Below are 15523 nucleotides of genomic sequence, written 5' to 3'. Positions count from 1 at the left end.
GCTTAACTCAGCCGCGTCTCGTCCCGGCCAGGCTTGGTGCTGCCACTCTGGTTGCCGGGGTTAGCAATAGAGTCACGCATATCGGTGTCGGCCTGCACGTTACGCATTTTGTAGTAGTCCATCACGCCCAGGTTGCCAGAGCGAAAGGCTTCCGCTATAGCTTTCGGAATTTCTGCTTCGGCTTCGACCACGCGGGCTTTGGCTTCCTGGGTTTTAGCGCGGTTTTCCTGCTCAATGGCTACGGCCATGGCGCGGCGCTCTTCGGCTTTGGCCTCGGCCACTTTCAAATCGGCAGTGGCCTGGTCAATCTGAAGCTTGGCCCCGATGTTCTCTCCGATGTCAATATCTGCAATATCAATGGAGAGAATTTCAAAAGCAGTGCCGGCATCCAAGCCCTTGCTGAGTACCAGCTTCGAGATTTTATCAGGGTTTTCGAGCACCTCTTTGTGCGACTTGGAGGAGCCGATGCTGGTTACAATACCCTCGCCTACGCGGGCCAGAATGGTTTCCTCGCCGGCACCGCCCACCAGCTGGGTAATGTTGGCGCGCACCGTAATGCGGGCTTTGGCAATCAGCTGAATGCCATCCTGCGCCACCGCGGCTACGTTGGGCGTATTAATCACCTTGGGATTTACGCTGGTGGTCACGGCCTCAAATACGTCTCGGCCGGCCAGGTCAATGGCGGTGGCTTGCTTGAAGGTGAGGGGAATGTTGGCTTTATCGGCCGAAATCAGGGCTTTGATGACGCTGGGGATATTGCCGCCAGCTAGGTAATGGGTTTCCAGGTCGTTGGCCGTCAGCTCCAGGCCGGCTTTGGTAGAGGTGATAAGCGAGTTGACGATGAGGGACGGAGGCACCTTGCGCACCCGCATAAACGCCAGCTGAAACAGGCTAACCCGTACACCGGAGAAAATGGCTGTAATCCAGAGGCTGATGGGAAAAAAGTACAGCAGCACCAGCAGGGCCACCGCGGCCACTACTAGCGGGAGAAAGGGAAAGTCCATAGGGCAGGTTGGGTTGGGAGGTGCCGTTGCTTGTTTCAGTGAAATAGGCAGCAGCAACTAACAACTAAAAACTGACAACTCGCAACTGGTTACGGGCAACCTAACTTAGGCCTGCTCTACTACGATGCGGTTTTGCTCGATGCGCAACACGCGTACCATCTGGCCGGCATCCACAAACTCGCCGCGTGTTACTACCTCGCGGCGGTCATCTGTAAAGAGAGCCGTGCCGGCCGGGCGTAGCGCCGAGAGCGTGCGGCCCACGGTGCCGGGCTGCACATCGGGTAGGCGCGCATCCCGCACGTGGCTGGAGTGCACGCTAGTAAGTGCCATTTTATTGAGGTTGCGGGGGCGCAAGCCTACATATACCAGCACGCCCGTTATCAGCAGCGAGGCCACCAGCATGTAGTGCCCGTAAGGAGTGCCCAGGTCGCGGTAGCCCAGCCAGATGCCGGCTATCAGCAGGGCCAGCCCGGCCAGCCCTACCACGGTGGTGCCCGGAATAAAAATCACCTCGGCCGCTACAAACAGCAGACCGAACAACAACAGCAACGCAATAGTGAGCCAGTCCATGACTACAAAGAAAAAGGTGGTAGTGAAGATACGCAGAAAGCCCGCGTTAGCGTCTCGGTCCTCTACTTTACTGCCGGCTTTCTATCTGGTGAACCGAGCTGGCATGTATGGAGTGACTCCCGCCCTGTTATTGTACGATATGGCTGCGCAGCAGCGTCCAGGTGTACAATTTGCCTTGATAGCGCACCCGGTGCAGGACAATGCCCAAGTGCGGCACCCAGGCATAATACGCCGGCCAGCCGCCTTCGGAGGCATCCACGGGTAGGCTGACTTCCATCACATCCGCATACTCTTTTCCAGCTACTGTCAGCGGCTGCGAGTGCCAGGTGGCATAACTGGACCTCAGTACGCGCTGATCCTTCGGGATGCGATAGGGAAACACGTGCGCACTGCCTTCATCGGCTGTGCTGGTGGGCAGGTACTGCCCGCGCATAATCATCCAGCAGGGAAAGCCGTTGTCTCCCTCATCCTCCCGAATCGGCAGGCCGCAGTTCCGGTTCACACTATAGACCACATCCGTCCCGCCCCAAGCGGAGCGCGTGCGCAGTCCGAAAACCTCGTGCTTCATCGGAACCCATTCATCTATATGGTCATACTCCCGATAAACATTATCCTTCAGGGACACCACCCATGTGCTGTCCAAGCGGCCGGTGACGGAATCCTGGTAAATCCAGTAGGTGCCGGGCCGAAAGCGGGTGTAGGCTTTCAACTCGGCCGGCAATGGCACGGCTTCAGGTTCGGGCTGGGGTTTGTGGCAGGTAGTAGCTAGTAGGGGTAACGCCAGCAGCCAAAGAAAGGCAAGGATAGACTTTCTCATAAGTGAGGTAACTGTAATGGATTTACACATTCACAGATAGACTAGCTCCATAATAGGCTGTCGGAATTAAAGCTGCTCAGGAAGTACTGTCTTAGCCTGGCAATGGTGTTGGTATGCGGGCCAAGTTATTGACAAACTGCTGAGTAATACATAACCTCCGGAGTCCAAAACAACAACGCCCCGTTACAGCATGTGTAACGGGGCGTTGTTGTTTTGGACTCCGGAGAAATTAGTACGCCTTGGCGAAGTAGGCGCGGCGCTGGCTGGGCTTGCCGGTCAGAATGCAGATGCCATCCTCATCAGGCTCATTCAAAGCCAGGCAGCGGATGGTGGCTTTGGTTTCGTCTTTGATGCGCTCCTCGGTTTCCGAGGTGCCATCGTAGTGGGCCACCACGAAGCCGCCTTTTCCTTCCAGCACTTCTTTGAACTCCTCGTAGGTGTCTACGCGGGTAGTGAGCGTGTCGCGGAAGGCCAGGGCTTTGCGGTAGATGTTCTGCTGAATATCCTGCAGCAACTGGTCGATGCTGGCCACGATGTCGGCCAGGGGCAGGTTCATTTTCTCCTTGGTGTCGCGGCGGGCAATTTCCACGGTGCCGGCATCCAGGTCGCGCATGCCCACGGCCATGCGAACGGGCACGCCTTTCAATTCCCACTCCGCAAACTTGAAGCCGGGACGCTCGGTGTCGCGGTCATCAATCTTTACGGAAATGCCGCGCGCAATCAGGCCCATCTGAATGGGGCGGATGCGCTCCAGCAGCTCATCCAGCTGGCCGGTTTTGTAGATGGGCACAATCACCACCTGAATAGGCGCCAGCCTGGGCGGTAATACCAGGCCTTCGTCGTCGGAGTGCGCCATAACCAGGGCACCCATCAGGCGGGTGCTTACGCCCCAGCTGGTGCCCCACACGTGCTCCAACTGGCCCTGCTTGTTGGCAAACTGTACGTCAAACGCTTTGGCAAAATTCTGCCCCAGGAAGTGCGAGGTGCCGGCCTGCAGCGCTTTGCCATCCTGCATCATGCCTTCGATGCAATAGGTTTCCAGGGCGCCGGCAAACCGCTCGTTCTCGGTTTTTACGCCTTTGATAACGGGCAGCGCCAGGTGCTCCTCAGCAAACTCGGCGTACACGTCCAGCATCTGGCGGGTTTCGGCCAGGGCTTCCTCGGCGGTGGCGTGGGCCGTGTGGCCTTCCTGCCACAGGAACTCCGCGGTGCGCAGAAACAGGCGGGTGCGCATTTCCCAGCGTACCACGTTGGCCCACTGGTTGATGAGCAGGGGCAGGTCGCGGTAGCTCTGGATCCAGCCTTTGTAGGTGCTCCAGATAATAGCCTCCGAGGTGGGGCGCACAATCAGCTCTTCCTCTAGCTTAGCGTTGGGGTCTACGCGCAGCTTGCCGGGGTTGTCGGGGTCGGTCTGCAGGCGGTAGTGCGTTACTACGGCGCATTCTTTGGCAAAGCCTTCTGCGTTTTTCTCCTCGGCTTCAAACAAGCTTTTGGGCACGAACAGCGGGAAGTATGCATTCTGGTGGCCGGTGCGCTTGAACATATCGTCCAGGGTGCGCTGCATTTTTTCCCAGATGGCATAACCATAGGGCTTAATAACCATGCAGCCGCGAACCGCCGAATTCTCGGCCAGACCAGCGCGTTTCACCAATTCATTATACCACAGCGAATAATCTTCGCTCCGCTTCGGCAGGCTTTTGCTCATGATGGGACTATCTTTGGGTAGAGTTGGAATAGTTCCCCAAACTGGTACAACATTTGTCAGTAAGTTGGGGCACCGTTTCGGGGCGAAATTACGTTATTAAACCGGAGCATACTGCCCTTGTCTAAAAGTGTCAGGCAACCGTTTGAGGTTACTGGTAATCTTCTTTATAGTCGTCTTTCTTTGTAGGTCTACCATGAAATCTACCTTCACTACTTTCCTGTCCGCTCTGGCCCTGGTTGCGCTGGGAAGCTGTGCGGGCACTTCTGCTCTCACCACGGAGAGCGACGGGGTATATTACTCCTCAAAAGACCAGACCACTGTGGACCCTGCTCTGGCAGCAGTGCAGGCAAACCGGGGCTTGGGAAATACGCCTTCGGATGAATCGGCTTCCTCTTCGGATGCCCGTACGGAGCAAGGCCAGCAGCGGGAGCAGTACAGCGACTCGTACTCAACTTACGATGATGACGAGTACACCTACATGGCCCGTATCCGGCGCTTTCATCAGCCCAGCTACTGGTCGTTTGCCCCGGGCTACTATGATTATGCCTACACCAGCTACGCCTACGACCCCTGGTTTTATGGCGACTATGCCTACGGCCGCCGCTACGGATATTATGATCCTTTCTATGACCCCTTCTATGGTGGCGGTTCTTATGTAAGCATCTCCATTGGCTGGGGCTGGCCTTCCTACCGTCGTCCGTATGGTTATGGCTATGGCGGTGGGTATGATTGGGGCTACCGGAACGGGTACCGCAATGGCTACCATAACGGCTATTATAACAACCGCTACAACGACTGGGGAAGAGTCTCGCGCGACAACACGCACTATGGTCCGCGCCGCGACCGGAGCACCAACGTAGGCACTAGTAATTCCACTACCCGCGGCCGCGGCGTTATTACTGACCGGCGCGCTTCCGATAACCGGGTGAGTACGCCAGGTGGTACCGCCATTAGTGTACCTGGCACAGAGTCGCGGCGTCCGGCTTCTACCTCACCAGGCAATGACCGGCCCATTCCGGCCCGCGGCCGCATTGAGGAGCGTAATGCCGATGGTGGTGTGCGGGGCAGCGTAAGCGAACCAGCCCCTCGTTCCGGCCGTGTACTGGAAGAGCTACCACAGGCTCCGGCACCCAGTCAGGCCAGGGAAGAAGAGACGCCTCGTCCGCAGCCTCGCCGCGCACGGAGCTTCCCCGCCGAATCGGATAGCCAGGATGAGCGGCCTTCCCGCCCTGCTGAGCAGCCCCGTCGGGAGCGTACCCGGGAATACACGCCCGAGCGCAGCGAGCAGCCGGCCCGTTCCTATGAGCGGCCCGCCGAGCGCAGCAGCGAGTCTTCCCGGCCATCTTCTCCGCCTCCTTCCCAAAACAATGGTTCGCGTGATAGTGGCGCACGTGGCCGTGGCCGCGTGAACTAAGCGTCATCAGCGTTACGCGTATTCGTTCTGCCCCCCACCTTCTCCGTATGAAAACCCTTCCATTCTGGCTTGGCCTGGCTTGTCTGGGCCTCGCCCTTCCTTCTGTTGCCCAAACCGATGCTGATGCGCTGCGCTACTCCTGGCAGCAGTTTGGTGGCACGGCCCGTACGCAGGCTATTGGGGGCGCTACCACCGCGGTGGGCGCCGACCTGGGCGTGCTCAATTCCAACCCGGCCGGTTTAGGCCTGTTTCGCCAGTCGGAATTCAGCTTTACGCCGGGGTTAGGATTTTCACAGGCAACAACCTCGGGGCTGGGCAGCCCGCTGGAGACGAACAAGACCAGTCTGCACATCGGCAGCATTGGCATTGTTTTCACCAACCGACTGGCCGATAATGATAACTCTTCGGACTGGCGCGGCAGCAGTTTTGCCTTCGGCGCTTCGCGCATCAACGATTTTAACTCCCGCTTTCATTACAAAGGGCAGGTAGCCGACCGGCAGACTTTCTTCGAATATCTGCGTGAATCGCCGGCTACACAGGAGGACCTGGATGCGGAATACGGACAAAACGGGGAAAACATCACAACCCTGGATGGGCTGGGCTATGGGGCTTATCTGACGAATGTTAACCAGGACGATCAGGGCCGGGACTATGTCTCTACCATTAACCGGTCTGAGCCGGTCAGTATTGACGAAACGGTTTCCACCACTGGTTCGCAAACGCAGTACGACTTTGGCTACGGGGCCAGCTACCGCGACAAAGTATACCTGGGTGCCAGTTTGGGCATTGTCCGGACGAAGTTTAACCAGATCCGGGAATACAGCGAGGCCGAAGACGATGTGAACACCGCCTTCACGAATCTGCTGCTGCGCGATGAAGTCATTACGAGGGGTACTGGCATCAATGTGCGGGCCGGCGTAATTTATCGGGCCAGCGACCAACTGCGGGTAGGTGCCTCGGTACAAACGCCCACTTTCAGCGGCCTGACCGATACTTATAAAACGTCCCTCAATACCAACTTCTCGGGCCTTCAGATCACCAATTCTGATGGCACTATCAGCACGATTAACGACGCACTGGCGGTAACGCGGCCCAGCGAATCCAACTACACGCTGACATCCCCATTCCGGGCCAATGCAGGCGCCGCACTGGTGATAGGTAAAAACGGGTTTGTTTCCGCGGATGCGGAATACGTGAACTATGGACAGGCCCGCCTGCATGCCGATGAGGAAGGCAACACCGATGATGAGGCCTATTTCGATGAGCAAAACCAGGCCATAGCGGCCAAATACCACTCCGCCGTGAATGTGCGTTTGGGTGGTGAATTGCGCGCCGATATCTTCCGTTTCCGCCTGGGCTATGCCCGCTACGGCGACCCTTTCAAATCCAATGAGCTGGAGCGCACCCGTGCCTATTATACTGGTGGCGTAGGTCTGCGGCAAAAAAATGCCTTTATCGATTTGTCTGGCGTGTACAACACCAGCAGTTCAGCTTACTCGCCATTTTCGTTGGTGAACGAACAGCAACCCCGCCTTACAATTGATGAGCACCGCTTCACCACAAGCTTTACCGTGGGCTTGATATTCTAACATCATATTGCCGCTAACGCAAAAAGGCCCGCACTTTCTATAGTGCGGGCCTTTTTATATGTGTTTAAGCCGTTGGTAGGCCGCCTATTCCTTGTCAATTCTGACCTGAACCGTTGCCCGGGGAGTAGCTGTGTTGTTCGTGACGTCCTCAACCAACAGCACGCCGGTACGTCCGGCGGCAGTGCGGAAAACTAGCACATTATCTTTTACCAGCGCGCCGCTACGGGTAGGAGTTGATGGGGTATCAGCCGTATCATACACAGCCACAATACTGGCAGCCTTAGTCAGGGCGTTGAACTGGGCCGACGTGAGGCTGGTGCGGCGGATGCTAGTGGCATTGCGGGCCGTGGTGGGCCATATATTAATATTCAGAAAGGGGGCCGCATCTGCTACCGTGGCATCGGAGGGGGAGGCCAGCTCTATACCACCAGCGGCCGAAGGCAGGGCAATCAGGTCAACCAGTTGCTGCGCGTTGGGGTTAGTACTAACTGTGAAGCCCGGAAATACCAGCCCCTGGCGTGCATTGAGCGTGCTGCGGCTGCGCGTGCGGCGGGCGGCTTCCAGGAATACTTTGTAGGGGTGGTATGGCTTAGCCGAATCCGCATTGTTTACCGTGAGCCGGTAGCCTCTGCTGGAGGTTTTGTTATCGGCATTGGTGAGGGAATGAGTCCATTTTTCCGCGCCGGAAGTGGTGCGGGCGCCAAATGTGAGCTGATAATTGAAGGTGGGGCTGCTGAAGGTGGTATCGAAATACACCAACGGGCTGGGCTTTTTCTCCGCGTCTTTTTCTCTGGCAAAGTAATCTACCGTGATGGTATAATGCTTTAGTAATGGTTCCTTGTCATTGCGCAGGTCGCCAGTCACGCGCGTGGTCAGCGTATCGCCGGGCGTGGTGAGGATTCGGTCGTTGGAAGTCAGGCGCGTGGAGCCCACAAAATCGAACCGGGGGTTGGAGTCGGGGTCGGAGCTGCAGGCAGCCAGCCCACTCAGGACCAGCAAACAAATAACAGATAGACGAAGAGCCATAGAAAACAAAGGTGTGAAGAACCCTGCAAAGTCAATACATCCAGGCAAGCAACCTTTGTCGTTTCCGTCCCGACTTTGCGCCGCCGGCGGCCTCATTCCAGGGTAGGCGCACTTGTTTCGCCAAGGGCGTGTTATCTTTAACGTTAGTATTCCCGCCGAAATTTTTTCACTCTATGCAATTTCGCACTCTCGGACTAGCCTTAGCGCTGGTCCTGACCAGCCCCGCCTTGCTGCCGGGGCTCACACCCACTGCTGTTGCCCAGCAGAAAAAGGACATCACCCTCGAAGACATCTGGCAAAAAGGAACGTTCCAGGCCAAGTCGGTACCCGGCTTTAACTGGATGCGCGACGGTCGCTACTACTCCTCCCTGGATAAAGGCGACCTGGTGCAGCACGACGTAACCACTGGCCAGGCCGTACAAACCCTGGTAGCCGGCAAAGATTTGCTGACGCCCGGCAACCCCCAGCCGCTGCAGGTAGCCGGCTACGAGTTCAATGCCGACGAGCAGAAAATCCTGTTCTGGACCGACGAAGAACCCATTTACCGTCGCAGCTCCCGCGCCCTTTACTACGTGTACGACCGCGCCGCTAAGAAGCTCACGCCCTTGAGCGCCGGCAACAAGCAAAGCTACGCTACCTTCTCTCCTGATGGCAGCAAAGTGGCTTTCGTGCGCGACAACAACCTGTTTGTGGTTGATCTGACCACCATGCAGGAAAAGGCTGTAACCACGGACGGGGTGCGCAACAAGCTCATCAACGGCAGCACCGACTGGGTGTACGAGGAAGAGTTTGAGTTTGCGAAAGGCTTCTTCTGGTCGCCCGACAGCAAGCAGCTGGCTTTCTACACCTTCGATGAGTCGCAGGTGCCGGAGTACAACCTGCAGGAGTGGGGCCCGCTCTACCCTAAAGACTACCGCTACAAATACCCCAAAGCGGGCGAGAAAAACTCCATCGTGAGCATCTCAACGTTTGATGTAGCCGCCGCCAAAACCACGAAAATGGACGTGGGCCAGGAGCCGGACCAGTACATCCCGCGCATCCTCTGGACGCAGACGCCTAACGTGCTCAGCATCCGTCGCCTCAACCGCCTGCAGAACAAGCTCGAGATTCTGCACGCCAACGCCAGCACCGGCAAAACCGACGTAGTGCTGACCGATACCGACGCGGCCTACGTGGAAGTAAACGACGACCTACGCTACCTGAAAGGCGGCAAGCAGTTCCTGTTTACCAGCGAGAAAGACGGCTTTCGCCACTTGTATCTCTATGATATGAAGGGCAAGCTGGACCGTCAGCTGACCAAAGGCAACTGGGAAATTGCCGAAATCAACGGCTTCGATGAGAAAAACGGGCTGGTGTATTTCACCAGCACGGAAGGCTCGCCCATGGAGCGCCACCTGTACCGCGTGAGCCTGAAAGGCAAAGGCAAAACCCGCCTCAGCGAGGCCGGCCGCGGCGTAGATGCCGTGAATATGAGCCCCGACTGCCGCTACTACCTCAACTACCACTCTGAGGCTGGCGTGCCGCAAGTGGTTAGCCTGCGCACGGCCCAAACCGGCAAGCTGGTGAAGGTGCTGGAAGACAACGCTGCCCTGCGCCAGACGCTGGGCCAGTACAACCTGGGCAAGCTGGAGTTCATCAACTTCAAAAACTCGGAAGGCGTAGCCCTGAATGGCTGGATAATGAAGCCCGCTAACTTCGATGCCAGCAAGAAATATCCGGTGCTGATGTACGTGTATGGCGGCCCCGGCTCCCAGACCGTGAAGGACGACGCGGGTGGGGGCATTGCCTTCACCAACTACCTCTGGCACCAGCTGTTGGTGGAGAAAGGCTACATCGTGGTTTCTGTGGATGGCCGCGGAACCGGCGCGCGCGGCGCGGCTTTCAAGAAGTCGACCTATGCTAATATGGGCAAGCTGGAAACCATTGACCAGGGCGAAACGGCCAAATACCTGGGCACACTGCCTTACGTAGACAAGGCCCGCATCGGTATCTGGGGCTGGAGCTTCGGCGGCTACATGACGGCCCTGGCCATGACCAAGGAGGCCGACCTGTTCCGCATGGGTATTTCGGTGGCTCCCGTTACCAACTGGCGCTACTATGACACCGTGTACACCGAGCGTTTCCTGAAAACCCCCCAGGAAAACCCCAGTGGCTACGATGACAACTCGCCCGTACAGTTTGCGGATAAGCTGAAAGGCAAGCTGCTGCTGGTACACGGCACCGGCGACGATAATGTGCATTTCCAGAACTCCGTGGCCTTCACGGATGCCATGATCAAAGCCAATAAAGACTACCAGACGCTGTACTACCCCAACCGCAACCACGGTATTTACGGGGGCAACACGCGCCTGCACCTCTACCGCCAGATGACCAACTTTATCCTGGAAAATCTGCCCCTTACGCCCGATGCCTCTTCAGGCGCGGCGAAGTCGGTGAACTAGCATAAATCTCCTCCGCTTGGGCTTGCCCAGGGCTTTGTGAAGCACAAAATGCTTGCAAAGTCCTGGGCAATCTTGTTTATTGCCAAATCATTAAGTTCTCTATACCCGGTGCTATTTATGCTGATGCTCTTTCAACGTAGCTTGTGGAAGCCATTTTTCTTCTTGCTTTTCCTGCTGACCAGTGCGTGTCAGCAACAGCCGGCGGAGAAAACCCAGTCCGCTAATGCCGCCGCAGCCTCCTCTGAGTCGCTGGCTGCGGATACGGTAACCTTAACGGCGGAGCCCCCGAGCGACAAGCCCGTTACCTGGCACCGCCTGACCCGCCGCACCAACCCCAACGCCCCCCTATTAGTGTACAGTCGGGTAAGCCGGCCCCCGGCCAGCGAGCTGGTTGCCAGCCCGCCACCCCGCGAAACCCGCCTGTTCGACCTCACCCGCAAAGCCAGCCAGTACTACCGCATTGACCCCACGCACCCCGCCGAAGTGCGCGGGCAGGAGGGTACTGTGGTGCGGATTCCGGCCGGCTGTTTTGTGGATGGGCGGCAGCGGGCCGTGGAAGGCCAGGTCTGGATTGAACTGAAGGAATGCTATTCGCTGGTGGATATGCTGCTCTCCGATATGGTGAGCGAAACGGCTGATGGGCAATTGCTGACTACGGGCGGTGGCGTTTTTATCCGCGCTTCGGCTCACGGCCAGCAGTTGGCGCTGGCTCCCAACCGCACCTACCAGGTAGAGTTGCCCGTTTCGCGTCAGCAGGCCGGTATGTCCCTGTTCCGGGGCATCAGCGCCGAGCTGCAGCCCGTGCGGTGGGAGGAAACTGCCCCCGCCGACCCGGCACCGGAACAGATTTATACCACCGCTGAGCAGCTGCCCACCTACGGCAAAAGCCCCACGGACATCAACAAGCTCATCCGCTACCCTAAAACGGCTTTGGCCCGGGGCACGCAGGGAATGGTGTTTGCCTCCTTTGTAGTAGATGAGGCCGGCCGCATCCGCTCCCCCAAAATCCTGCGGGGAATTGGGGATGGGTGCGATGAAGAAGTGTTGCGGGTGCTGCGTCAAACCTCGGGCCACTGGACGCCGGGGCAGCAGGATGGCCGCTTTGTAAAAGTGAAAATGGTGGTGCCCATTCGCTTTAACCCGCAGGAAGGCATGCTCACCACATCCGATACTGCCCTGGCTTCAGCCCCAACCGATACGGTAGAAGAGGCGGAGGAAGGGCTGACTTCGGCGGAGCACTACGTCTTCCGGACCAACAATCTGGGCTGGCTTCTCTGTGCCCGCCCGCACTCCGCCTCGTCGCCGTCGGCAGAGCTGGCCGTGCGGCTGGATGCCGACCCCAATACCAGCGTGCGCCTGGTACTGGCCGATGGCCGCACGGTGCTATCAGGCGTTCCGAATGAAACCGGGAGCTATGTTTTCCGCCATGCGCCCGCCCAGCCGAAAGGCACACTGGTAGCCGTGCGCTACTTCAACGATACGCCCTACCTGGCCCTGCGGCAAACGGATAGTGCCTCGGATACCACGCAGCTGAAGTTCGAGGAAACCACGCTGGCCCAGCTGGAAACAGCTTTGCGGCGGCTAGAGTAACTCAGCTAGCCCAGCTTGAGCGTAATGCTTTGGGGCTCCGTGAAAAAGCGTAGTGCTTCCAGCCCGCCTTCGCGGCCCACCCCAGAGTTTTTCATGCCACCGAAAGGGGTGCGCAGGTCGCGGTGCAGCCAAGTGTTAATCCAGACAATGCCGCTGTGCAGGGCATGGGCCACGCGGTGGGCCCGGTTTAGGTCGCGGGTCCAGATGGTGGCGGCCAGGCCGTAGTCGGTGCCATTGGCCCAGGTTATGGCTTCTTCTTCGGTATCGAAAGGGGTGAGGGTGACCACGGGGCCGAAGATTTCTTCTTTGTTTACCCGGCAGTCGGGCGTGAGGCCTTCAAAGACGGTTGGCTCCAGGAAATACCCGTTGGCGCAGCGTCCCTCCAGATGCACGCGCTTGCCGCCGGTCAGCAGGGTGCCGCCTTCCTCGTGGGCTAGCTCAATGTAACTGAGCACTTTGAGCAGATGCGCCTCGCTGACCAACGCGCCTTGTCGGGTGCCATCCTCCATAGGGTCGCCTACTGTCAGGCCGGCCACGCGCTCCAGAAAAGCAGCTTTAAAGGGCTCGTAGATGCTGCGCTCGATGAAGATGCGCGAGCCGCAGAGGCAAATCTGGCCCTGGTTGGCAAAGGAGCTGCGGATACTGATGTTTACAGCTTCCGTCAGGTCGCAGTCGGCGAAGATGAGGTTGGGGTTTTTGCCGCCCAGCTCCAGCGAGAGTTTCTTGAACATGGGAGCAGCCGTGCGGGCAATATGCTCGCCGGTTTTAGTGCCGCCCGTAAAGCTGATGGCCTTAATGCCCGGATGCTCAATGATGGCCTGCCCGGTGCCTGGGCCAGCGCCGTGCACAATGTTCAGGACCCCAGCCGGTAGCCCGGCTTCAATGCACAGCTCGCTCAATAGAAATGCCGTGTGCGGGGTGATTTCCGAGGGCTTGGCCACCACGCAGCACCCTACGGCCAGGGCCGGCGCAATTTTCCAGGTGAATAGGTACAGCGGCAGGTTCCAGGGCGAGATACAGCCCACCACGCCCAGCGGGTGCCGCACGGTGTAATTCAGCGCCACCCCTTCCTGAAAGTGGGTTTCGGAAGCAAAATGCTGCGCGGCTGTACCGAAAAAGGAGAAGTTACTGGCCGCCCGCGGAATATCTACCGTGCGCGCCAGACTCACGGGCTTGCCGTTGTCCTTGCTTTCTGCCTGGGCCAGCAGCTCCAGGTCGCGCTCAATTAGCTCGGAAATGCGCACCAATAAACGGCCCCGCTCCTCGGCGGGCAAGGCACGCCATGCAGGCAGCGCGGCCTCTGCCGCTGCTACGGCCGCTGCTACATCCTGGGTATTAGAATCCGGCAGCAGGGAATACACCTGGCCGGTAGCCGGCTCGAGGTTGTCGAGGTAGCGTTCGGCCGCGGGCGGCACCAGCTGGCCGTTGATGTAGTTCTGAAGCTTTAGCATGGGTGGGGTCAGGATGGGGACAGCAAGGTAAAGCTAGCGGATTTGAATAGCTACTTTTGCAGGCAGGGCCTGTAGCTGAAAAGCGGCGCCTCCCGCTACCGATCCACTCTCCTGCATGAAATACTGGCTTCGCCTAACCCTGGTCACGGGCTTTTATGTTCTGCTGTTCATTTTGTTTACCTGGCCCCTGGCTGCGCAGCTTACTACTGCTTTCCCTACCCGGCCAGGTTTCGGGGGCGACTCGCTGCTGTACATCTGGAACTTCTGGAATTTCCGCGAAGCGGTAGCCAGCGGCCATAATCCATTCTATACCAATTGGCTGCTGTATCCCGGGGGCTCGTCGTTGTGGATGCATGCCTACATGCCTCTGCTGGGTATGCTGAATGTAGGGCTACAAAATGAGATGCTCACCATTAATCTGGGTCTGCTGGTAAGCTACGCATTGTCAGGCACGGGCGCTTACCTGCTTTGCCGCCGCTGGGTGCGCAATCCGGTGTTGTGCCTGCTGGCCGGGGTGATTTTCGCCTACTCTCCCTACAAGCTAATTCGCCTGCCGGAACACTATAATTTAGTGCTGACGGCCACGGTGCCCTTTTTCGTAATGGCTTTTCTGGATGCTTTTGCGTTCGAGCCCGGCCACTTTCTGCCGCAGGTGCGCAGCCGTCGGGCCGTGGTCTGGTGCCTGGGGCTGGGCTTGCTCACGCTGCTCAGTGACCACTACGTGACGTTTGGGTTGCTGTATTTTTCCCTGGCCTATGCGCTGTGGTACTGGCTGCGCTTGGGCCAGCTCAACTGGCGCCGGTGGCAGACCTGGCTGGGCCTGGCGGTAGTGCTGCTGGTGTGCCATATCCTGATCAAGCAGCTGCGCAACCTGGGCGTACCCGATTATGGTGGCCCCTGGTGGGGCGGCGATGCCGTAAGTTACCTGCTACCGGCACCTAACAGCCGCTTTCTGGATTTTGGCTGGGCTCAGCGTCTGACTCAGAGTCCAGAGGTGTACAACATGCCGGGCTCTGTGGAAATTGTGCTGTTCCTGGGCTACTCCCTGCTGCTGTTGGGGCTGATAGTAGCGGTTTGGCCAAACCGGCCCGCCTCCAGCCGCCACTTGGATGCTGCGGGCCGGCCACTGGCCTGGGTGCTACTATTCTTTGTGCTGTTAACGCTACCAACGCTGCGCATCTACGGCAAAGACCATCTTAATCTGCCCACCGCGCTGCTGCACTTCATTCCTTTCATCAATAATATCCGGGTGCCCACGCGCTGGGTCATGATGGTCAGCCTGCTGCTGCCCGTCGTGTCGTTTAGTGCGCTGGAAGCCATTTGGCAGACCCGGCTGCGCCCCCAGTGGCAAACTGCGCTGAGCGGACTGCTGTTAGGAATAGTGCTGGTAGAATATTGGCCTAAGCCTATGCATCTTACCACTGGCAACGATATTCCGGCCGTGTATGCAGAGGTAGCCCGGCTGCCCGGTACCACCTTGTTCCCTATTCCATTTGGGCTGATGGATGGTAACCGACAAGTAGGCCTGGTCCAGACCGAGCAGTTCTTTTACCAGACTTATCACCATAAGAAGCTGCCCATTGGGTACTTCTCCCGCATCCGCCCAGAAGTTTTCACGGTGTTCCAGCAAGACACCGTCCTGAGCCGTTTGCTGGCCGCACAAACCCACCCCACTACGATACCACCCGCTATACCTACGTCCGCTCAGGTTCAGGCCTTTCTGCGCAAGTATCAGCCGGCCGCTTTCGTAGTGCACCCCGCCTACCTGAACCAGCCCGTGCACCTTTACCTGCGCCGGATGCTACTGCCGCTGGGTTATTCGGAGCGGCTGATAGATGGGTACAGCCTGCTCTGGCGCCCGGCGGTGAAAATCAGGTAACACCTTTGAATTTTGAATGGCCTATAACAAGCTTAAC

Annotated in this window: 11 protein-coding genes; 5 read left to right on the top strand and 6 right to left on the bottom strand. The window is 58.0% G+C overall.

The window, feature by feature from the left end:
* Positions 1-2: 2 nt before the first annotated feature.
* The 4 genes from floA to proS form a co-directional block, all read right to left on the bottom strand.
* On the bottom strand, positions 3-1004 hold the full coding sequence (gene floA / locus Q4G72_RS00845; RefSeq protein ID WP_303309547.1) for a flotillin-like protein FloA: 1002 nt from the start codon (positions 1002-1004) through the stop codon (positions 3-5).
* 105 nt (positions 1005-1109) lie between these two features.
* Positions 1110-1604: an NfeD family protein gene (locus tag Q4G72_RS00840; protein ID WP_502213669.1), complete on the bottom strand. Its 495-nt coding sequence runs from the start codon at positions 1602-1604 to the stop codon at positions 1110-1112.
* Positions 1605-1701: 97 nt separating this feature from the next.
* Positions 1702-2391 (bottom strand): hypothetical protein, encoded by a 690-nt coding sequence (locus Q4G72_RS00835; RefSeq protein ID WP_303309545.1) that lies wholly within the window; start codon positions 2389-2391, stop codon positions 1702-1704.
* A 229-nt stretch (positions 2392-2620) separates the two neighbouring features.
* Entirely contained in the window at positions 2621-4096 is a 1476-nt protein-coding gene (gene proS / locus Q4G72_RS00830; protein ID WP_303309544.1) for a proline--tRNA ligase, read from the bottom strand.
* Between the two features lie 193 nt (positions 4097-4289).
* Here proS and Q4G72_RS00825 point away from each other — a divergent pair, with 193 nt between their 5' ends.
* Positions 4290-5510: a hypothetical protein gene (locus Q4G72_RS00825; protein ID WP_303309543.1), complete on the top strand. Its 1221-nt coding sequence runs from the start codon at positions 4290-4292 to the stop codon at positions 5508-5510.
* Positions 5511-5557: 47 nt separating this feature from the next.
* Complete coding sequence (locus tag Q4G72_RS00820; RefSeq protein WP_303309542.1) at positions 5558-7099, top strand: OmpP1/FadL family transporter; 1542 nt, start codon at positions 5558-5560, stop codon at positions 7097-7099.
* Positions 7100-7183: 84 nt separating this feature from the next.
* Here Q4G72_RS00820 and Q4G72_RS00815 read toward each other — a convergent pair whose 3' ends face one another.
* Positions 7184-8125: a hypothetical protein gene (locus Q4G72_RS00815; RefSeq protein ID WP_303309541.1), complete on the bottom strand. Its 942-nt coding sequence runs from the start codon at positions 8123-8125 to the stop codon at positions 7184-7186.
* A gap of 173 nt (positions 8126-8298) precedes the next feature.
* Between Q4G72_RS00815 and Q4G72_RS00810 the strand changes: the two genes are divergently transcribed.
* Entirely contained in the window at positions 8299-10566 is a 2268-nt protein-coding gene (locus Q4G72_RS00810) for a S9 family peptidase (RefSeq protein ID WP_303309540.1), read from the top strand.
* Between the two features lie 123 nt (positions 10567-10689).
* Positions 10690-12156, top strand: coding sequence for an energy transducer TonB (locus Q4G72_RS00805; protein ID WP_303309539.1), 1467 nt, complete (start codon positions 10690-10692; stop codon positions 12154-12156).
* Between the two features lie 5 nt (positions 12157-12161).
* On the opposite strand, the gene Q4G72_RS00800 is transcribed toward Q4G72_RS00805, so the two are convergent.
* On the bottom strand, positions 12162-13607 hold the full coding sequence (locus Q4G72_RS00800; protein WP_303309538.1) for an aldehyde dehydrogenase: 1446 nt from the start codon (positions 13605-13607) through the stop codon (positions 12162-12164).
* A 115-nt stretch (positions 13608-13722) separates the two neighbouring features.
* Between Q4G72_RS00800 and Q4G72_RS00795 the strand changes: the two genes are divergently transcribed.
* The gene (locus Q4G72_RS00795; RefSeq protein ID WP_303309537.1) at positions 13723-15486 is read left to right on the top strand and encodes a DUF6311 domain-containing protein; all 1764 of its coding nucleotides are present in this window, start codon (positions 13723-13725) and stop codon (positions 15484-15486) included.
* Positions 15487-15523: the final 37 nt, after the last annotated feature.

Origin of the sequence: Hymenobacter sp. BT730 (genome assembly GCF_030542105.1) — a bacterium.
In the GTDB taxonomy this organism is placed as follows: domain Bacteria; phylum Bacteroidota; class Bacteroidia; order Cytophagales; family Hymenobacteraceae; genus Hymenobacter.
This window is presented reverse-complemented; position numbering and strand designations above follow the sequence as displayed.